The 17,600-nt window shown below is 68.4% G+C and carries 19 protein-coding genes and 4 pseudogenes; 16 read left to right on the top strand and 7 right to left on the bottom strand.

All coding sequences use genetic code 11. The features are described 5' to 3' along the window. Positions 1-70: 70 nt before the first annotated feature. Both ACFXJL_RS16965 and ACFXJL_RS16960 read left to right on the top strand, forming a co-directional pair. Entirely contained in the window at positions 71-376 is a 306-nt protein-coding gene (locus ACFXJL_RS16965; protein WP_358878996.1) for a beta-Ig-H3/fasciclin, read from the top strand. 322 nt (positions 377-698) lie between these two features. Then, the gene (locus ACFXJL_RS16960) at positions 699-1,808 is read left to right on the top strand and encodes a M20 family metallopeptidase (RefSeq protein WP_384693059.1); all 1,110 of its coding nucleotides are present in this window, start codon (positions 699-701) and stop codon (positions 1,806-1,808) included. 46 nt (positions 1,809-1,854) lie between these two features. Here the strand turns inward: ACFXJL_RS16960 and ACFXJL_RS16955 are convergent, their stop codons facing one another. Further along, positions 1,855-2,298 carry an ATP-binding protein gene (locus ACFXJL_RS16955; RefSeq protein WP_383539701.1) on the bottom strand — a complete coding sequence of 148 codons (444 nt, stop codon included), beginning with the start codon at positions 2,296-2,298 and terminating at the stop codon, positions 1,855-1,857. 370 nt (positions 2,299-2,668) lie between these two features. On the opposite strand from ACFXJL_RS16955, the gene ACFXJL_RS16950 reads away from it, so the two are divergent. Together ACFXJL_RS16950 and ACFXJL_RS16945 are read left to right on the top strand one after the other, a co-directional pair. Beyond that, entirely contained in the window at positions 2,669-3,517 is an 849-nt protein-coding gene (locus ACFXJL_RS16950) for a Scr1 family TA system antitoxin-like transcriptional regulator (protein WP_384633152.1), read from the top strand. Further along, a complete protein-coding gene (locus ACFXJL_RS16945; protein WP_384633150.1) occupies positions 3,514-3,759 on the top strand; it encodes a DUF397 domain-containing protein in 246 nt (81 codons plus the stop codon). Before ACFXJL_RS16950 ends, ACFXJL_RS16945 begins: the two co-directional genes overlap by 4 nt. A gap of 162 nt (positions 3,760-3,921) precedes the next feature. Here the strand turns inward: ACFXJL_RS16945 and ACFXJL_RS16940 are convergent, their stop codons facing one another. The 3 genes from ACFXJL_RS16940 to ACFXJL_RS16930 all read right to left on the bottom strand — a co-directional run bounded on the left by ACFXJL_RS16940 (position 3,922) and on the right by ACFXJL_RS16930 (position 6,344). Beyond that, a complete protein-coding gene (locus tag ACFXJL_RS16940; protein WP_383535866.1) occupies positions 3,922-4,164 on the bottom strand; it encodes a hypothetical protein in 243 nt (80 codons plus the stop codon). A gap of 316 nt (positions 4,165-4,480) precedes the next feature. Then, positions 4,481-4,888 carry a DUF2267 domain-containing protein gene (locus ACFXJL_RS16935; protein WP_383535865.1) on the bottom strand — a complete coding sequence of 136 codons (408 nt, stop codon included), beginning with the start codon at positions 4,886-4,888 and terminating at the stop codon, positions 4,481-4,483. 253 nt (positions 4,889-5,141) lie between these two features. Continuing rightward, positions 5,142-6,344, bottom strand: coding sequence for a phospholipase D-like domain-containing protein (locus ACFXJL_RS16930; protein ID WP_358879003.1), 1,203 nt, complete (start codon positions 6,342-6,344; stop codon positions 5,142-5,144). Positions 6,345-6,563: 219 nt separating this feature from the next. Between ACFXJL_RS16930 and ACFXJL_RS16925 the strand changes: the two genes are divergently transcribed. From ACFXJL_RS16925 to ACFXJL_RS16885, 9 genes and pseudogenes are all read left to right on the top strand, one after another. Further along, complete coding sequence (locus tag ACFXJL_RS16925; RefSeq protein ID WP_329024129.1) at positions 6,564-6,734, top strand: hydrophobic protein; 171 nt, start codon at positions 6,564-6,566, stop codon at positions 6,732-6,734. A 339-nt stretch (positions 6,735-7,073) separates the two neighbouring features. After that, complete coding sequence (locus ACFXJL_RS16920) at positions 7,074-7,421, top strand: PRC-barrel domain-containing protein (RefSeq protein WP_329024130.1); 348 nt, start codon at positions 7,074-7,076, stop codon at positions 7,419-7,421. A 267-nt stretch (positions 7,422-7,688) separates the two neighbouring features. Then, complete coding sequence (locus tag ACFXJL_RS16915) at positions 7,689-8,240, top strand: DUF6328 family protein (protein WP_358879004.1); 552 nt, start codon at positions 7,689-7,691, stop codon at positions 8,238-8,240. A 546-nt stretch (positions 8,241-8,786) separates the two neighbouring features. After that, the gene (gene uppS, locus ACFXJL_RS16910) at positions 8,787-9,500 is read left to right on the top strand and encodes a polyprenyl diphosphate synthase (RefSeq protein WP_384693051.1); all 714 of its coding nucleotides are present in this window, start codon (positions 8,787-8,789) and stop codon (positions 9,498-9,500) included. 86 nt (positions 9,501-9,586) lie between these two features. Then, positions 9,587-10,996, top strand: a complete 1,410-nt coding sequence (locus ACFXJL_RS16905; RefSeq protein WP_384693283.1) for an oxygenase MpaB family protein — start codon at positions 9,587-9,589, stop codon at positions 10,994-10,996. A gap of 87 nt (positions 10,997-11,083) precedes the next feature. Continuing rightward, positions 11,084-11,452 (top strand): annotated as a pseudogene (locus ACFXJL_RS16900) (proprotein convertase P-domain-containing protein); the annotation flags it as partial. Between the two features lie 11 nt (positions 11,453-11,463). Continuing rightward, a pseudogene (locus ACFXJL_RS16895) lies at positions 11,464-11,625 on the top strand (DUF4158 domain-containing protein); the annotation flags it as partial. Positions 11,626-11,659: 34 nt separating this feature from the next. Continuing rightward, positions 11,660-11,821, top strand: a pseudogene (locus ACFXJL_RS16890) (DUF4158 domain-containing protein); the annotation flags it as partial. Beyond that, positions 11,801-12,544 (top strand): annotated as a pseudogene (locus ACFXJL_RS16885) (Tn3 family transposase). The pseudogenes ACFXJL_RS16890 and ACFXJL_RS16885, both read left to right, overlap by 21 nt. 27 nt (positions 12,545-12,571) lie before the next feature. Here ACFXJL_RS16885 and ACFXJL_RS16880 read toward each other — a convergent pair. Together ACFXJL_RS16880 and ACFXJL_RS16875 are read right to left on the bottom strand one after the other, a co-directional pair. Next, positions 12,572-13,282, bottom strand: a complete 711-nt coding sequence (locus ACFXJL_RS16880; protein WP_384633139.1) for a cation transporter — start codon at positions 13,280-13,282, stop codon at positions 12,572-12,574. A gap of 1 nt (position 13,283) precedes the next feature. Next, positions 13,284-13,619: an ArsR/SmtB family transcription factor gene (locus tag ACFXJL_RS16875; protein ID WP_384633137.1), complete on the bottom strand. Its 336-nt coding sequence runs from the start codon at positions 13,617-13,619 to the stop codon at positions 13,284-13,286. Positions 13,620-13,678: 59 nt separating this feature from the next. Here ACFXJL_RS16875 and ACFXJL_RS16870 point away from each other — a divergent pair, with 59 nt between their 5' ends. Next, positions 13,679-14,050, top strand: coding sequence for a DUF3703 domain-containing protein (locus ACFXJL_RS16870; RefSeq protein ID WP_384633348.1), 372 nt, complete (start codon positions 13,679-13,681; stop codon positions 14,048-14,050). Positions 14,051-14,188: 138 nt separating this feature from the next. Beyond that, complete coding sequence (locus ACFXJL_RS16865) at positions 14,189-14,857, top strand: recombinase family protein (protein ID WP_384693046.1); 669 nt, start codon at positions 14,189-14,191, stop codon at positions 14,855-14,857. 49 nt (positions 14,858-14,906) lie between these two features. On the opposite strand, the gene ACFXJL_RS16860 is transcribed toward ACFXJL_RS16865, so the two are convergent. Then, positions 14,907-15,872, bottom strand: coding sequence for a cation diffusion facilitator family transporter (locus tag ACFXJL_RS16860; protein ID WP_384633131.1), 966 nt, complete (start codon positions 15,870-15,872; stop codon positions 14,907-14,909). Between the two features lie 194 nt (positions 15,873-16,066). Between ACFXJL_RS16860 and ACFXJL_RS16855 the strand changes: the two genes are divergently transcribed. Further along, positions 16,067-17,569, top strand: coding sequence for an MFS transporter (locus ACFXJL_RS16855; RefSeq protein ID WP_384693043.1), 1,503 nt, complete (start codon positions 16,067-16,069; stop codon positions 17,567-17,569). The last annotated feature ends 31 nt before the right edge of the window (positions 17,570-17,600 follow it).

Raw genomic sequence — 17,600 nt, 5'->3', positions numbered from 1 at the left:
TGCGCACATTGTGCGCGCGCCAGCCTAACCTTCGGGCTGTTGTGAACAACCCCTACGCAAGGAGTGCATGATGCGAAAGTCCCGGAAGGCTGCACAGGCCGCGGTGACCGCGGTGGCTCTCGTCGGTTCCCTGGCGCTCTCGGCGTCGCCCGCGGCGGCTGCGACGACGGCTCCGTCCTGCATCGGCCGCATGGTCACGGCGACCACCGACGGCTTCGACGTCCTGCTCACCAACAACTGTTCCGGCACCCGGTCGGTGCGGGTCGTGGTGTCCCTGGCTCCGGACAGCCAGTGTTACCGGTTGGCGCGCGGCGCCAGCACGCTGTACATCTACAGCGGAATCCTCGGGAACTACGACCGTACGGTGAACTGCTGACGGAACCCCGCTAGCTCACCACCCCGACACCTCGAACGCGTCGGCCGCGGGGGTGCCTGACGACTCGAACGGGCCGCACTGTGCTCCTGTCATCGTCACGCCGGGTGACAGCGGTGGATCCCGGGGCGGGATGTGGACGCGCCACATCCCGCCCCGGGAACCCCGGAACAGCCCCGCCCGACCGCCGTGAGCGGCACAGCAGGTGACCGGGACGGCAACCGGTTCCCGCTGGGTGCAGGGCTGCGACTCAGATGGTGCGGGGATTCATTCCGTCCCATGCTGCGTCCCCTGGCGCGTGGGACGCTGCCCGTATCTTGGTGGCATGACGATGCACAAGAGCGCTGCTGTGAGTGTTGACGCGATGATCGAGGATCTACGGAAGCTCGTCGAGGTCGAGTCCCCGTCGCGTGATCTCGCTGCCCTGGACGCATCGGCCCGCGCGGTGGCCGCGGTCATCGAGAACCGACTGGGTGGACAGGCCGTCCTGGTGGAGAGCGCGGCCGGGCCGCACCTGCGCTGGTCGGGCGGTGGCGAGCCCCGAGTGCTGATCCTCGGCCACCATGACACGGTCTTCCCGCTGGGAACGCTGGAGCGCCGCCCGTTCCAGGTGGCGGACGGGCATGCGACGGGCCCGGGAGTCTTCGACATGCTGGGTGGCCTGGTGCAGGCGATCCACGGTCTGGCGGCGCTGGACGATCTTTCGGGTGTGGAGATCCTGGTGACCGCCGATGAGGAGGTCGGATCGCGCTCCTCACGGGCCCTGATCGAGGAGCTGGCCCACACCTGCGGCGCTGTACTGGTCTTCGAGGGTGCCGCCGATGACGGCGGCTTGAAGACGGGACGCAAGGGCTGCGGCACCTTCGAGGTGTCCATCAAGGGACGCGCGGCGCATGCCGGGCTGGAGCCCGAAGCCGGAGTGAACGCCCTGATCGAGGCGGCGCACCAGGTGCTGGACATCTCCGCGCTGAGCCGGCCGGAGATCGGGACGACGGTGACGCCGACGGTGGCATCGGCGGGAACCACGGACAACGTGATTCCCGCGGAAGCGACGGTCCTGGTCGACGTCCGCGTCGAATCAGCCGAGGAGAAAGAACGGGTCGAGACGTGGATGGCGACACTCGCCCCCCATCTCGACGAGGCCCAGATCACCGTTTCGGGGGCCGTGGGCCGGCCGCCGATGCCGGAGTCGGCGTCGGCGGAGCTGTTCGCGATGGCGCAGCGGATCCAGCCGGGCATCCTGGGCAAGGCGGTCGGTGGCGGTAGCGACGGCAACTTCACGGGCGCGCTCGGAGTGCCCACGCTCGACGGTCTGGGAGCCGTCGGCGGCGGTGCCCACGCCGATCATGAGTATCTGGTGGTCGACGCGATGGAGGAGCGGGCGCGACTCGTGACCGGACTGGTGAACGCGATCCGCGACTCCCGGAGCGAGTGAGCGCGTACGGACCGTGAGCGGCGGTCGCCGGGTCACCCGCCGACCGTCAGCGCTGCCGGTCCACTTCGGCGCGCACGGTCTTCCCCCGGGGCGCCCGATCGACCACTTCCCACCGGTCGGCGAGTGCCTCCACCAGCATCAGCCCCCGTCCGCCGTCCTGTTCGAGTCCCGCTTCGACCAGGGCGCCTGGCTCCGGGGGCCGTCGCCCATGGCTGTCAGAGACATCGATCCGCAGCAGTTCCGGTGAGAGCGAGAGCTCCAGTTCGAAGTCCGCGCCGGGCACCCTGCCATGGGTGGCCGCGTTCGCGGCCAGTTCCGCGATGAGGAGGGCGGCGATGTCACCGACGGCGGAACCGGCCGGGACGCCCCAGTCCTGGAGGCGGTAGCTCGCGAGATGGCGAGCCAAACGAGCGCCCAGCGGTGAAGAGGTGAACCGCTGCCGAAAGACGTGCACGGTCGCGTCGGTGTCGTGGAGGGGAGTAGCTGGCATGGCGCCAATGTGCCCGCTGGCCTGCGGTGTTCACCAGATCGACGACCCCTACGCCGTCCATGCGTACGGGTTCCCGCCCCAGCCGTAGGACCGACTGCCCGTAACCTCCGCACGGTCGTTGATCGACACCTCCACTCCTGCACCCGGGTGAGGGCGTGAACATACGTACGGTAGTCGCGCCTTTGTGGTCGGGGCATGTCAGAGAGTGCTTTGTATACGGCGCTGACCTGCTGCTACGGGCATCTGGCGACTGGTACGCGGGAGCAGCGTACGGGTTCGGGGCCTGGACGGTAGGGGTAACCGCCCGTGAGCATGGCCGAGTTGAGGAGTTGGATACGGGGAAGAAGCGGTCGCGCGGGAGGTGTCTGGAATGACGGACGGTACGGGTGCGGGCGGCCTCGCCGCCGGTGGTGAACCGGAGACATCGGACAGCCTCAGGGCGTTCGGCGAGGTCGTCAAAGCGTTCCGCAAACGGGCGCGCCTGACCCAGGAGGAGTTCGCCCCGAGGGTCCGCTACTCGGTCCCCACCATCGCCTCCATCGAACAGGGCCGCCGCTTCCCGCCCCCGGACTTCGTGGAACGCGCGGAAGAGGTCCTGGACGCCTTCGGCGCCCTGCGCGGCGCCGCCCGACACCTTTCCCGCCAACCGGGTCTGGCTAGTTGGTTCCGACAGTGGGCCAAGCTGGAGGCGGAGGCGGTGAGTCTGAACACCTACGAGTGCCGGGTGGTGCCGGGGTTGTTGCAGACGGAGGGGTACGCGCGAATGCTGTTCGTGAACCAGCTACCGCCTTTGGGTGACGACCAGATCGAGGCGCAGTGGGTGGCGCGAGCGGAACGACAGAGGTTGCTGATGGAGCGCCCGAACACTGCGTTCAGCTTCATTCTCGAAGAGCACCTCTTGCTGCGAGACGCGGGTGGCCCGGAGGTGACGCGCGGACTTGTCGATCATCTGTTGTTGATTGCCAAGTTGAGGAACGTGGAGGTTCAGGTGATGCCGCTGGTCAGGACGGCTCACGCTGGATTGGCAGGACCGATGCAACTGCTAGAGACTTTCCAGAACCGTTGGTTCGGCTACTGCGAGGGCCAGCGTGCCGGCCAGTTTGTTTCCGACTCGAAAGAGGTCAGCCTCCTCCAGATGCGATATGCCAGGATGCGTTCACAGGCTCTCTCCTTGGACGACTCCCTTGGCCTGTTGCAGCGGATGCGAGGAGCAGCATGAGCGTCGCAAGTCTGATCTGGTTCAAGAGCAGCTACAGCAGCAGTGGCGATGGTGACTGTGTGGAAGTGGCGATGTCCTGGCGCAAGTCCAGCTACAGCGGCTCGCAGGGTGACGACTGCGTCGAGGTCGCCGCCTGCCCCACCACGATCCATGTCCGGGACTCCAAGCTGCGGCAGAGCCCGCAACTGGCCGTAGCCCCGGAAGCCTGGAACACCTTCCTCACGTACGCGTCCCACCACTGACCCACCGCGCGACAGAACGCCCCGCTCCGGACCTCCGGCAGCGGGGCGTTTCTCCTGTCCTGCTCCGCCAGAGCACCGGACCGACCCCCTTTGCTGAACGTCAACGTCAGGGCCCAACCGTGTCGCCGCCAAGCCGAGGCTGGCGGCGACACGTCGTGGGAATCAGAGCACGCGAACCCAGAGGGTGTACACGTTGGCGACGAACTGGTGGGGCCTGCAGTCGGAGAGCGGTCCGTACAGATGCGCCACAGCGGCGCCTGCGGCCTTGCATTCGGCGTACGACGAGTGGTCGCTGATCGCGCGGTAGCCGATCGAGGCCGATGCGGAACCGGCGCCCGCGAACAGGACGGTGCCGATGGTGAGGAACCCGGCGAGCACGCCGGCAGCACTTCGTTTCAAGGTCATCACAACTCCTGAAGGTGCGGTGCGGTGGTCCAATGACGGGGTTCGCGACATGCTCCGCCGACGGCACGGTTGCTCCCGGCTGGGGCGGCCGGGTGAAAACTATCCGCATCGCACGAGGGTCGACAAGTGGTCTGCACCAATGGATAGTTGGCGCCGCCAGGTAATTTCGCTCACCCGGGTTCGCCCTGGTCCACCCGCTGCCGCACAGGACGGGGAAGTACCGCCGTAGCGGGGTGACCCCTGCCCACTCACCGCGACACACGCTTGCACCTGACCCGGCCCTGCACCTGACCCGGCCCTGCGCCGGGCCGCGGGCTCAGGCCGCGGCAGCAGTCGGGGTGAATCCGCTCTGCCCGAACAGGACGGCGTGTCCGGGCGGAAGCTTGGCGAGGAGGCGACGGGTGAGGGGACGGCCGGCGTGCTGGGCGACGAGGGCGAGGACGGTGCTGGTGGCCCAGCGGGCCTGGGGCGAGGTGGTGGGGGCGAGCCGGAAGGCGACTGCACCGACGAACGCGGGCGCGCTCAGCGGCTCGGCGAGCGACGGTTGGGCGACGAGCAGTTGTCCCGCCTCGCGGGGGAGGAGCCGGGCGAGCTCCGCACTCTCCTCGTCACTGAGTTGTCCGCCCAGGACGGTGAGTACCGCGCGCAGGGCCCGTTCACCCTCCTCTGGGGTGGCGTATCGGCCGGCGTACCTGACCTGCTCAAGGAGGAGTTGCCACGGCAAGATGGGGTGTCCTTTCTCAAAGCTGTCCGGATCCACCGGACGGCACGGAAGCGGTTCGGCATGCGGACCGCGCGGATCGTCGGCGTCCCACAACGGGCCGCCACCAGCGAAAGGTTGGAGCGCGACCCGTCGGGCACAAGGGTTCCCGTTCCCGGGGCGCTCATGCGTCGATGCTGCGGCTCGCGGTTGACTGGTTCCAGCGCTCGCAAGGGGTGGGCGGCCAGACGTGGATCGACCCCACGCCGTACCCCGGTCAGAGAAACCGTCGGATGGGGGCGACAGCGGCCTCCCGCAGGCGCTGAGTGTTGGATCGCCGTTTCCAGCGTCCCTTCTCGATGCGCTCACTGAGCTGGAGGTCCTCGTCGAAGTGGCCGTCCAGGGTGGCGGTGAACGATACGTCCAAGACCGCGAGCATGACCTCTTCGTCATGGTCGAGGGAGCGGCGGTTGAAGTTGGTGGAGCCGATCAGCGAGGCGACCTGATCCACCGTGATCACTTTGGCGTGCATCATCGTCGGCTGGTACTGGAAGATCTTCACACCGCATTCGAGGAGTTCCTCGTAGTGGTGCTGGCCCGCGAGTTGGCAGACCCGTTTGTCGGTGTGAGGGCCGGGGAGGAGGATCTCCACCTCGACCCCGCGTCTGGCCGCCTCGCAGATCAGATCGATGAAGTAGGCGTCCGGGGCGAAGTAGGCGGTGGCCAGTCGGAAGCGTTCCTGGGCGGATTCGAGCATGACGCGGATCAGGGTCTGCATGTCCTGCCAGCCGAAACTGGCCGAGCCGCGCACGACCTGCACCACGGCGTCCCCTTGCGAAGAGTGGGTGGTGAAGCGGTCGTGGTCGTCGAAGAGGGAGTCGTGGCACTCGGCCCAGTTCTGTGCGAACGCGGCGGCGATGCCGTCCACGGCGGGACCGCTCACCCGGACATGGGTGTCACGCCATTCGTTCTCACTGCCGGCGTCACCGCACCACTCCTCGGCGATGCCCACCCCGCCGGTGTACGCCACCGACTCGTCCACGACGAGCACCTTGCGGTGGCAGCGGTGATTCTGCTTCAGCGGGGAGAGGTACAGGGGTTTGCGGAACCAAGCCACCTGTGCACCGGCCCGGTCCATCAGGTCGAGCAGGTCCTTCTCGATGAGGCGGCTGCCGAAACCGTCCAGCAGCAGACGTACCCGGACTCCGTTGCGAGCCCGGTCGGCCAGCGCTTCGGCGAACTGGCGCGCGATGTCGCCGCGCCAGTACACGAAGGTCATCATGTCCACCGTGTGTTCCGCGTTGCGGATGCTCTCCAACATCGCGGGGAAGATCTCGTCCCCGTTGCGCAGCGGCAGCAGGGCGTTCCCTTCCGTGGCGGCGATGCCGATCAGACGCTCCAGTCGGCGTCTCATCCGCTGCTTCCGCTCGTCCAGCGACAGCGAAGGCGCTGGGGCGGTTTCTGGCGGCAGTCGTGTCATCTCGTCACCTGGCCGTTCGGGAAATGCCGCCCCGAGGATCGGCAGGCACGGTGTACTGACTGTACAGCGCATTGGTAAGAGTGAGGCACTTGCGGCATCCCGGGATCGAAGGATTTGGGCGAACCCCTCTTCTGCCCGGACTCGATCGGATCAAAACAGCAGAATTTCAGGAGTGAATGTTTCTTGTCGGGGCACCTGATTTTCCGGAGGTTAATAATCATGGTTCCCTTGGTACTTGTTCTGCTTCTCGTCCTTCTGCTTTTCGGTGCTGGATTCGCTCTGGAAGCGTTGTGGTGGCTCGCGGTCATCCTGCTCGTCGTATGGGTGTTGGGCTTCGTCGTCCGGCCGGGTGGCGGCGGTGGTCGCCGCGGTCGCTGGTACCGCTGGTAGCACGTCTTCCCGCATTCGGTGGGCCGGGACAGAGATCGCCTTCTGTCCCGGCCCACCTGCGTGTGTGGGCCTCCCGGTTGCGCCCTCGCGGCCGAGACGCCGGGGTGAAATTCGCCATCGGAAATTGCCGACGTGATCCATGCGAAAGGTATGAGAACCGTCCTGCGGACCAATCGGCGAAACCGCGGCCATGGGCGTTCGATCTCGGTTTTATCCGTCTCTTCCCTTCTTTCGGGAGTGTTCCGGATCGATTCGGGAACCCGCTTCTATGAATCACCCTGCCGGGTCGCCGAGTTCACTGTCCGACCCGCGCAGTCACTTTGATCGAGAGGATTCAACATGACGAACATTTGGGGATACCACGCAGCGTCCGGCCACCAGACCGGTTCGGACCTGACCGGCTTCAAGGTGGAGGCGACCGACGGCCAGATCGGCAAGGTCGACAAGTACTCGGAGGAGGTCGGCGCAGCCTTCCTCGTCGTGGACACCGGCATGTGGATCTTCGGCAAGCACGTACTGCTGCCGGCCGGCACCATCTCCCGTATCGACCCGGCCGAGCAGAAGGTCTACGTCGACCGCACCAAGGACGAGATCAAGGGCTCGCCGGAGTTCGACAAGGACAAGCACGTCGGAGACACCGGCTACCACCACCAGGTCGGCACCTACTACGGGACGCCCCGCGCCTAGCGAGTCCCGCACCGGTGCATGACCCCTCACCGGTGACGGGCACGAGGAGTGACGGGTGCGGCTGACCTCCCCAGGGGCCGCACCCGCCTCGTCCGTCTGCCCCCGCCGGGCCCGGCCCATCCAGTCCGTTGCCGGGTTGTGATCCTCGTACCGGGTCGTGACGGCGGGCCGTGAGCTCTCCGTGGGGGAGCGCGTACGAGCAAGGTCGCACGGCGTGTTCCCGTACAAGAGGGGTACACGCCCGGTCAGAAAAGGGAGGGTGCGCCGATGAGCGTGACGGATGGAAGCGAAAGACCCGGTGCCGAGCACGTGTGCCGGTGCCCGGGCGGTCGGAACGACACATCGGATGATGTCGAGGAGTCGCCGCGCGAGCGTGAGAACCGACGTTGGAACGAGATCCTCCAGGAGACCCGGGTTGCCCAGACCGGTGTCCAGATCCTGTTCGGGTTCCTGCTGAGCCTGGCGTTCACCCCGACCTTCCGCGAACTGGACACACCCGGCCGCGCCCTCTACGTCGCGACCGTGGCACTCGGGGCCTTGGCCACCGCCTCCCTCATAGCCCCCGTGTCGATCCACCGTTTCCTCTCGGGCCAGCGCATGAAGGACGAAGTCGTCCGCACGGCAGGACGACTGATGGTCCTCGGCATGGTCCTGCTCGCCTGCACCATCGGCTGCACCCTGCTCCTCATCCTCCACGTGGTGCTACCGGGCCCCCTCGCCACCACCATCAGCGCCGTGGTGATGCTCTGGTTCGCCCTCTGCTGGTACGTCCTCCCCTTCCGCCTGCGCCAACAGGCGAACCGCACCCCCACCCTTTGAAGAGGCTGAAGGGGCTGAAGGGGCTGACGGGGTCCGGCTGACGCGGTCCGGAACCGATTCCTGTTGCTGCTCGCGATGCAGCCCTTCGGAGCGAGACGTACGCCCTCACGGCTACGCCGCCGCGCATGCCGCCCCTACGCTCAGGTCCCCGTACGAGTGAATGGGCGACAAGTCCCGTGCATCCGATGGAGTGTCCCGGCATCCTCCTGCTTGTTGACCGGGGTGGTCCGCGGGGGAGAGGGACGGTCGCGCAGTTGTCCGTACTGAGGGTCGGTTTGTCGGGGGCTTCACGTTGACCGACGGCTCGGCGATTCTTCGTCGCCGAGCGGCGCCGGTGTGCCTCGGTACGGCACGTGCCGACCCGTAGGTGAGCCTTTCGAGCCGCGGCCCGCCCTGCCGAGTCAGCAGGATCGCCTGCGGTGAGCTGCTCTTGCCGCAACAACGGGAGGGGCGCATGTGCAGGTCGACGGGGACGTCGGTGGTTCAACCCGGTTACCGACTCAGGCCCAGAAGCGGCCTTCGGAGAGCGGAAACCGGCGCGGGAGCGTGCCGCGTCACGTCGCGTGCGTGATGGACGGCAACGGTCGATGGGCTGCGCAGCGGTCCCTGCCGCGCACTTCGGGCCACCGTGCGGCGGAGACCACGGTGATCGACGTCATCGAGGCCGCCCGCTCGGCCGGGGTGGAGTGGCTGAGCCTGTACGCCTTCTCCACGGAGAACTGGCGCCGCCCGAGCAGCGAGGTCGACTTCCTCATGCATCTGGTGCGCCGTGTGGTGCGCAAGCACGCACCGCTGCTGCATGCGCGCGGAATTCGCTGTCGGTTCCTCGGGGTGTCCGACTCGAAGGTCCCGGCGTCCCTGGCCCGGGACTTCGAGGATCTGATGACCTTGACCGAGGCCAACCGCGGTATGACGTTGACCGTGGCGTTCGACCACGGCGGGCGTGGCGACATCGTCGAGGCGGCACGGTCCCTCATCCGCGGTGGCGTGCCGGCCGATGCGGTCACCGAGCAGAGCTTCGCCGCCCACCTCCCCTTTCCCGACACACCCGATGTGGACCTCGTCATCCGGACCTCGGGAGAGCAGCGCATCTCCAACTTCATGTTGTGGCAGGTCGCCTATGCCGAGTGGGTCTTCCCGCCCGTCCTCTGGCCTGACTTCCGTGCGGCGCACTTCGTGGAGTGCGTGCACACCTACCAACAGCGCGACCGTCGTTTCGGCGGTGTCACTTCTGCCGTGAATGGAGCCCACCGACCGTGACCACCACCACCCCTCAGCCCGGCAGCGGCGAATCGACGGCCGCCAGCGACGAGGGGCCGACGCAGCAGTCCGCGGATGACAGCCCGCTGTTCGGCCCCGGCTCGCAGTTCGACCAGTTCTTCAACGATCCGCGCTGGGCGCTGGCGATGGTCCGGGCGACCGTGCTGGAGGCCGCCCACCCGCAGATCGGTGCGGCCCTGATCGACAACTCCACCTTCACCACCCATCCGTGGCGGCGGCTCCAGAACACCTTCCTGAGCATGCGGCGCATGTTCGGCGCCGATGAGCAGGTGCGGCAGCGCGAGGCCGCACGGTTGAACCGGCTGCACGCACGACTGAATGGCACCGACGCCCGCAATCAGCCGTACGACGCGATGGACCCCGAGGTGCGCGCCTGGGTGGTGGCGACGCTCTTCGAGAGCGCCGTCACCATGTGCCGGCTCAGCGGCCAGCCCCTCGAACAGATCACGATGGAGCGCCTGTACGCCGAGTTCCGGGCATATCTCGCGGCCTTGGGGGACCAGGCCGGCCATCTGCCGCCCACGCTGAACGAGTTCTGGCAGTACTACGACCGCATGGTCGAGGAGGAGTTGGAGAACACCGAAGCGCTCCAGATCATCCTCTACAAGCTGTTCGACCACCTTCCCGCACCGGCTCTGCTGGAGGGCATTCCCACCATCTGGGCGGCGGGCCGGGCGCTCGCCGGGCCGGTCATCGGCACGATCACCGTGGCGTCCTTGCCGGAGCCGTTCCGCCGTCGTGCGGGACTCCCGGAGATCCCCGGCGCCCAGACGCTGACCCAGAGCGCCTATCTGGCCGTCGGGCTTGCGCGCTTCCTGCCCGACGGCTGGATCCACGCCGAGGGGGTCGCCAGTCTGCTGTCCCTGTCCCCGGACAGCGACGACCCTCGTGCCAAGACGATCACGGCGGTACGCGACGGGATCAAGCGCGCCGGGGCCCTGCTCAGATTGATCACGCCGCTCCCCGACGAGCCCGAGCCCGGGGACGCCAGCGGCTCCCAGCGCAGTGCCGAGGAGTTCTTCCGCACCGTGCTGGACCAGACCGGAGACGGCTCCCTGGACTGGCCGGACCTCGCGGCCATGGCACGTGAACTCTCCGGCCGGCTCGACTTGGAAGAACCCGCGGAGACCAGGCTGTACAACGCCTACGCGGACTGGTGGAAGGAACTACAGCAGGCCCTCGACAGCGACGGTGACGGTCGCATCAGCGCCCAGGAGTACGCCGCGGCCGTACCTCATCTCGCCGGGCCGGCGCTGATCAAGCTCGCCGATGTCCTCTTCGACGCCACCGACGCCGATGGGAATGAGTCCATCGACGCGGACGAGTACCGGGCGTTGTTCCGCACCGGGTTCCACCGCGATATGTCCGAGACCGGTGGGACGTACTCGCGCAGTGCGTTCGTGAAGGAGTTCCTGTCCTTCATGTCGGGTCGCCAACGCTCCGCGGCGTACGACCCGTTGCTCGCGCAGGCGTGAAGCGGGTGTAGCCGGCTGCCTTGACCGGGGCGGCCGGCGATCGGCGGCGTCATCAGGGGCGGTACGCCCCGCCCCAGTGGGCTCTTCATGGCACGGTGCCACGAAGAGCCCTCTTCTCTGTGTCGGGGGGTCGCCGCCCGCCGTGTGCGTCCCGGGCGGTCCGGTTCGGGCGGCGGCGAGCCCAACCCGCCGGGCACGGTCTTCGAGAACGCGATCGACATCCCCATCGAGGACCTCGGCCCCGCGGTCACCTCGCCGGTCACCGTCACCGGAATCCCCGGCAACGCCCCGGCAGCACTGCGCGTGGGCGTGGACATCACCCACACCTTCCGCGGCGACCTGGTGGTGAATCTCCTCGCCCCCGACGGCACGGTGTATCCGCTGAAGGCGTCGAGTCCCTACGACACCGCGCCCAACCTCAAGAAGACCTACACGGTCGACGCTTCGACGGAGACGGCGAACGGGGTGTGCAGGTCTGTACGGTTCGCTACGTCGGCCGGTTCCTGGCCGATGATGCCGATGATCCGCTGGCGGTGTCGTGGGAGGTCGTGGAGTACCTGGCCGGGCAGCTCGGTATCGGGGACGCGTCGTGCGTGAAGCGGTACCCGGAGCGGCGTAGGACTCCGTACGAGCACGCGGAGGAGATCCGGGAGCGGTTCGGGTATCAGGATTTCAGCGACCGGCGGTGGGGCGGGAGTTCCGCGGTTCCTGTACAGGCGGGCGTGGACGCGCACGGAGGGGCCGGTGGCGCTGTTCAACCACGCGGTGACGTGGCTGCGGCGGAACCGGGTGCTGCTGCCGGGGGTGTCGGTGCTGGCCCGGCAGGTGTCGGAGGCCCGTACGGTGGCCGAGCGGTGTCTGTACGAGGCGGTGGCCCGCGCGGTGGACCGGGCCGATCCGGGGCTTGCGTCGGCGCTGCCGGCCGCCGGGTACGGTCCGCTGGAGGCTGTGGCCTGCGACCGGGTCAACCTGAAGAAGATCGCCGCACACTGGCCGGACATGCTCCGCGTGGCCGGGTCGCTCATCACCAACCAGGTGAGGGCGTACGACCTGCTGCGGATGTTCGGACGCGAGGGCCACCCCTCCCCGCTGGGGTCGGCGTTCGCCGAGTACGGGCGGATCGACAAGACCATGCACCTGCTCGCCCTGGTCGACCCGGTCGACGACACCTACCGGCGCCTGATGAACGGCAGCTCACCGTGCAGGAGTCCCGCCACCGCCTCGCCCGCGCGATCTGCCACGGCGGCCGGGGCTAGAGCCGCCAGGCGCACCGCGACGGCCAGGAAGACCAGCTGGCCAGTCTGGGCCTGGTCCTCAACGCCGTCGTCCTGTGGAACACCCGCTACCTCGACGCCGCCCGTCACCCGGCTCCGCGCCGAGGGTCACGACATCAAGGACGAGGACGCCGCCCGTCTCTCCCCGCTCAGGGACCGGCACATCGACTTCCTGGGCCGCTACCTGTTCAACATCACCGCCAGCGGTCCCGGCCAGGGGCTGCGCCCCTTCCGGGACCCCGACGCCGACGACGGCGAGCACCAGGACGGTTGAAGGCCCCGGGGCCCGGGGGCGGTGCGGTCAGTTGCAGCAGTCGCAGCCGGGCTTGCAGCCGCACGCGTCCGGCTCGGCGCCGGCGGCCGGCACGTTCGTGGTGGCGGGTGCGCAGCAGCCTTTGCCCTGCCAGGCGTCGCGGCCTTCCTTGACGGCGATGGCGGCGATGACGAGGGCGGCGATGGGGTCGGCCCAGGACCAGCCGAGGGTGGCGTTGAGGACCAGGCCGACCAGGAGGACGGCGGACAGGTACGTGCACAGCAGAGTCTGTTTGGAGTCGGCGACCGCGGAGGCGGAGCCGAGTTCGCGGCCGGTCCTGCGCTGGGCGGCGGACAGGAACGGCATGATCGCCAGTGACAGGGCGGCGATGACGATGCCGGGGATCGACGGCTCCGCTTCGACGGTGCCGGTGAGCGCGCGGACGGCGTCGAAGGTGACGTAGGCGGCGAGCGCGAAGAAGGAAACGGCGATGATCCGCAGGGTCCGCTGCTCGCGCGCTTCGCGTACGGCGTGGTCGCGGGCGGAGAACTGCCAGGCGACCGCGGTGGCTGAGGAGACCTCGATGACCGAGTCCAGGCCGAAGCCGATCAGGGCGGTGGAGGAGGCGAGGGTGCCGGCGGTGATGGCGACGGCCGCCTCGATGACGTTGTAGGTGATGGTCGCGGCGACCAGCAGGCGTATGCGGCGGGCGAGGACGTCGCGGCGGGCCGGGCCGGGCCCGAGGGATATCGCGGTCATCTCAGCAGCAGCTCTTCGTCTCCGCATCGGGGCAGGTCTTGTCCGCCTCGACGGCGACCACGGCGTTGCGCAGGTCGTCCAGGGCGTGGCCGAGCCGGGGGTCGGCCAGCTCGTAGCGGGTACGGCGGCCGTCGGGAACGGTGACGACCAGGCCGCAGTCCCGCAGACACGCCAGGTGGTTCGACAGCCGGGTCCGGGAGATCTCCAGGGCGTCGGCGAGGTCGGCAGGGTAGGCCGGGGCCTCCCGCAGCGCGAGGAGGATGCGGCAGCGGATCGGGTCGGCCAGCGCCCGGCCGAAGCGGGTCAGGGCGTCGAGATCGGTGGCGAGGGTCAGCATGGACAAGACGATACACCGATGCTTGAATTCAGAGGATCCTGAATCCTTGGAGGTTGTCCGTGCCCCGCCGCTCGCCCATGCCGCCCGCCCTCCTTGAGGTGTTCACCGCCGAGATGACCGCAGCCCGCGCCCCGGGCCCGACCGCGGGACGGTGGCGCGCGGCCGAGCGGGCCCACATCCTGTCCCAGCCCTGGCCCGGCCCCCACACCCGCACGCACGCGGTCATGCTCCGCCTCGCCCTCCGCGACCGCGATGCCCGCGAAGTCCTCGGCCAGCTGGTGCGTCTGGCGGTGGCTGGCCCCGGCTCAGCCGCCGGGAAGTACCCGGACGGCAACACCGGCCGTACCCGGGCTGGACTCACCACTCCGATGCCCATCCCCGCCGACCTCGCCGCCCTGCTCCGCGGCGCCGGTGTTGCGCTGCGCCGGTAGGCCCGGCCTTCAAAAACCTTCGTTTTCTGTAGATCGCCCGACAGGGGCGCACGGACCCCGTAGAGGCTTCAGAAACCCCTTCAAAAACCCAGGCCGTTCAACACTTCGGACCACCGTTTTCTGACATGATCCGGGCCCATGACCGCCCCCGAACCGGCCGACGGGCCGGACCTCCTCGTCGCCGAACCGCTCGTCCGCACCGAGATCAAGATCGGATACGCCCTGGTCTCCACCGGCGGGCAGAAGCTCGAACGGCAGCTCGACGCGCTCACCGCCGCCGGGTGCCGGAAGATCTTCGCGGACAAGGAGTCCGGCAAGAACGCCCTCCGCCCGGAGCTGAAGGCGTGCCACGCCTTCCTCGACCCCGGCGACACCCTCGTGGTGCCCTCTCTCGACCGCTACGGCCGCAGCCTCCAGGACCTCATCAACATGGTCGCCGAACTCCGCACGCGTGGGATCGGGTTCACCTCGCTCCACGAGAACCTGGACACCACCACCCACGGCGGCCGACTCGTCTTCCACGTCTTCGTCGCCCTCGCCGAGTTCATCCGCGAACTCATCGTCATCGGCACCAACGAGGGCCTGGCCGCCGCCCGCGCCCGCGGCCGGGTCGGCGGACGCCCCACCGTCGCCACCGAGGAAGTCATCCGCGCCGCCCGCAACCTCCTGCCCGACCCCGGCCGCTCCATCACCTCGATCGCCAAGCTCCTCAACATCTCCCCGGGCACCCTCTACAACCACATCCCCGACCTCAGAGAACTCCGGACAGGCGCCGTTCCCCGCCAGCTCGAAGCCCCCGGGAAGTAGCCCAGCACCCCCAGATCAATCTCAGCGGCACTTTCTGTACCTCAACTACTCAAGCCCGGGGTCCGGCGCCAGGTCCAGTGCCGACAGAGTCTGATTCCCCGCCGCGGCCGGGCGCCTCGGTGATGTCGATGAACACCTGGTCGGCCTGCGGCCATTCGGCGGTGATCTCCCGCTTGATGCGCACACAGACGAGTTCGACGTCCTCGCTGTCGATCCCCGGCATCAGATCGACCCGTGCGGCCACGAGCACCGAGTCCAGCCCGAGCCGCATGGTCAGCAGCCCGGCCACCGTGTCGATCTCCTCCTGCGCATCGATGAGGGCTCTGATCCGGGTGGTGAGCTGAGGGTCGATCGCCTCCCCGATCAGTCGGTCCCTGGCCTCCCTGGCCAATCGGAAGGCCACGTACACCAGGAGCAGGCCGATCCCCACCGAGGCTCCGGCCTCCCACACCACATCGCCGGTCGCCAGGTGCAACGCGATCCCGGACGCCGCGAGCAGGACCCCCACCACGGCGGTGGTGTCCTCCGCGATCACCGTTCGCAGCGCCGGGTCCGCCGCGCCCACCCGTCGGGCCTGGTGGAGGGCGCGAACCAGAGAGGTGCCTTCGGCGAGCAGGGCGACCGCAAGGACCACCAGCCCGGTGACGTACCCGCGCATCGACTCCTGAGGGTCCGTACGCAACGCCTGGATGCCCTGGTAGACGGAGAAGCAGCCGCCCATCACAAAGATGCCCACCGCGGCGAGGAGGGCCCAGAAGTAGCGTTCCTTGCCGTAGCCGAACGGGTGGTGTTCATCCGGAGGACGCTTGCTGCGCCGTACGGCGATGAGCAGGAAGACCTCATTGAGGCTGTCCGCGAGCGAGTGCGCCGCCTCGGACAGGAGCGCGGGCGAACCGGCCATGAGCCCGGCAGCCGTCTTCGCCGCCGCGATCACCACATTGGCGCCGAGGGCGACCAGGACCGTCAAACGAGTCCCCGCGTCCTGCGCCCCGCCACGGCTGCGCTGCCTCTCCATGTCCGCCACCGTCCACCCCCTCATCCCGGTCCGCCAGCGGATACCCGCTATCGGCGGGCCAAACCGGGGCCGATGCGCTGCCCCCTTCTCCGCGGACGGGCGCGGTTTACCCCCGGTCGCCGCGTGGTACGGGTGGGCGCCTCAGGGCTCGATCATCCGGCCGGGTCCTCGACACGGGCGGAAGGCGCCAGTACATGAGCGGGAACGGACCGGGGCAGGTGTCCACCATCACGACGAAGGTGCCTGCCCGGCTCGATCGCCTGCCCTGGTCGCGTTGGCACTGGATGATCGTCATCGGCCTGGGGACCGTGTGGATCCTCGACGGTCTGGAAGTCACCGTGGTGGGTGCCATCGCCGGGCGGATCGCAGAGGACGGCAGCGGACTCGACATCTCCGATGCGCAGATCACCGGGGTCGCCGCGGCGCTCTATGTCGCCGGCGCCTGCTCCGGGGCCCTGTTCTTCGGCCGACTCACCGACCGCTACGGCCGCAAGAAGCTGTTCCTCATCACCCTGTCGGTCTACCTCGCGGCCACCGCCCTGACCGCGGTCTCCTTCACCGCCTGGTGGTTCTTCCTCTTCCGATTCCTCACCGGCTTCGGTATCGGTGGGGAGTACGCGGCGATCAACTCCGCGATCGACGAGTTGATCCCCAGCAAGTACCGGGGCCGGGTCGACCTGATCATCAACGGCAGCTACTGGCTCGGAGCCATGGGCGGCGCACTGCTGTCCGTCCTCGCGCTCAACACTGATCTGTTCCCGAAGGACATCGGCTGGCGGCTCACCTTCGCCCTGGGTGTCGTACTCGGCCTGGTGATCCTGCTGGTCCGACGGCACGTACCGGAGAGCCCGCGCTGGATGCTGATCCACGGCCGGGCCAAGGACGCCGAACGGCTCGTCGACGAGGTGGAACACCAGGTCGAACAGGACATCGGACGACCCCTGCCCGACCCTGCGGGGGAGATGACCGTCCATCAGCGTGGCACGATCGGCTTCGGGGAGATCGCCCGGACGGTCTTCCGCGTCTACCCGCGACGCGCCACCCTCGGCTTCGCACTCTTCATCGGGCAGGCGTTCCTGTACAACGCCATCACCTTCGGCTTCGGCTCGATCCTGGTCACGTTCTTCGACGTCCCCACCGGATCGACCGGCTACTACTTCGCCGTCATCGCCGCGGGCAACTTCCTCGGCCCGCTGCTGCTCGGGCGTCTCTTCGACACCTGGGGACGGCGGCCCATGATCGCCGGTACCTACATCCTGTCCGGACTGCTCCTGTTCGCCACCGCCGCACTCTTCGGTGCCGGAGTGCTCACCGCAACGACGATGACCCTGTGCTGGTGCGTCGTCCTCTTCTTCGCATCAGCCGGAGCAAGCTCCGCCTATCTGACCGTCAGCGAGATCTTCCCCATGGAGACACGGGCGATGTCCATCGCCTTCTTCTACGCCATCGGCACCGCAGCAGGCGGCATCTCCGGCCCCCTCGTCTTCGCCGGACTGACCGAGAGCGGAGTCCTCACCGAGGCCGCCCTCGCATTCTGCATCGGGGCTGCACTGATGGTCGCCGCCGGGCTGGTCGCCTTCTTCTTCGCCGTCGCCGCGGAAGGCCGCTCACTGGAGGACATCGCCACCCCCCTCTCCGCACAACCGTCCAACGCCGGGAGCGGATCCGGACGGGGGCCGACCACGCCGGCGATCTGACAGCTGTCGTTCCCGCCGGCGCGGTCCGCCA

This window comes from Streptomyces sp. NPDC059256 (assembly GCF_042753785.1).
Lineage (GTDB): Bacteria > Actinomycetota > Actinomycetes > Streptomycetales > Streptomycetaceae > Streptomyces.
This window is presented reverse-complemented; position numbering and strand designations above follow the sequence as displayed.

What these genes read in the sequence shown, in the direction of transcription:
- ACFXJL_RS16965 (WP_358878996.1), top strand. Translation starts at nt 71, where the DNA reads ATGCGAAAGTCCCGGAAGGCTGCACAGGCCGCGGTGACCGCGGTGGCT.
- ACFXJL_RS16945 (WP_384633150.1), top strand. Translation starts at nt 3,514, where the DNA reads ATGAGCGTCGCAAGTCTGATCTGGTTCAAGAGCAGCTACAGCAGCAGT.
- ACFXJL_RS16930 (WP_358879003.1), bottom strand. Translation starts at nt 6,344, where the DNA reads ATGACACGACTGCCGCCAGAAACCGCCCCAGCGCCTTCGCTGTCGCTG.
- ACFXJL_RS16855 (WP_384693043.1), top strand. Translation starts at nt 16,067, where the DNA reads ATGAGCGGGAACGGACCGGGGCAGGTGTCCACCATCACGACGAAGGTG.
- ACFXJL_RS16915 (WP_358879004.1), top strand. Translation starts at nt 7,689, where the DNA reads ATGAGCGTGACGGATGGAAGCGAAAGACCCGGTGCCGAGCACGTGTGC.
- ACFXJL_RS16955 (WP_383539701.1), bottom strand. Translation starts at nt 2,298, where the DNA reads ATGCCAGCTACTCCCCTCCACGACACCGACGCGACCGTGCACGTCTTT.
- ACFXJL_RS16875 (WP_384633137.1), bottom strand. Translation starts at nt 13,619, where the DNA reads ATGCTGACCCTCGCCACCGATCTCGACGCCCTGACCCGCTTCGGCCGG.
- ACFXJL_RS16940 (WP_383535866.1), bottom strand. Translation starts at nt 4,164, where the DNA reads ATGACCTTGAAACGAAGTGCTGCCGGCGTGCTCGCCGGGTTCCTCACC.
- ACFXJL_RS16920 (WP_329024130.1), top strand. Translation starts at nt 7,074, where the DNA reads ATGACGAACATTTGGGGATACCACGCAGCGTCCGGCCACCAGACCGGT.
- ACFXJL_RS16865 (WP_384693046.1), top strand. Translation starts at nt 14,189, where the DNA reads ATGACCGCCCCCGAACCGGCCGACGGGCCGGACCTCCTCGTCGCCGAA.
- ACFXJL_RS16925 (WP_329024129.1), top strand. Translation starts at nt 6,564, where the DNA reads ATGGTTCCCTTGGTACTTGTTCTGCTTCTCGTCCTTCTGCTTTTCGGT.
- ACFXJL_RS16860 (WP_384633131.1), bottom strand. Translation starts at nt 15,872, where the DNA reads ATGGAGAGGCAGCGCAGCCGTGGCGGGGCGCAGGACGCGGGGACTCGT.
- ACFXJL_RS16960 (WP_384693059.1), top strand. Translation starts at nt 699, where the DNA reads ATGACGATGCACAAGAGCGCTGCTGTGAGTGTTGACGCGATGATCGAG.
- ACFXJL_RS16950 (WP_384633152.1), top strand. Translation starts at nt 2,669, where the DNA reads ATGACGGACGGTACGGGTGCGGGCGGCCTCGCCGCCGGTGGTGAACCG.
- ACFXJL_RS16880 (WP_384633139.1), bottom strand. Translation starts at nt 13,282, where the DNA reads ATGACCGCGATATCCCTCGGGCCCGGCCCGGCCCGCCGCGACGTCCTC.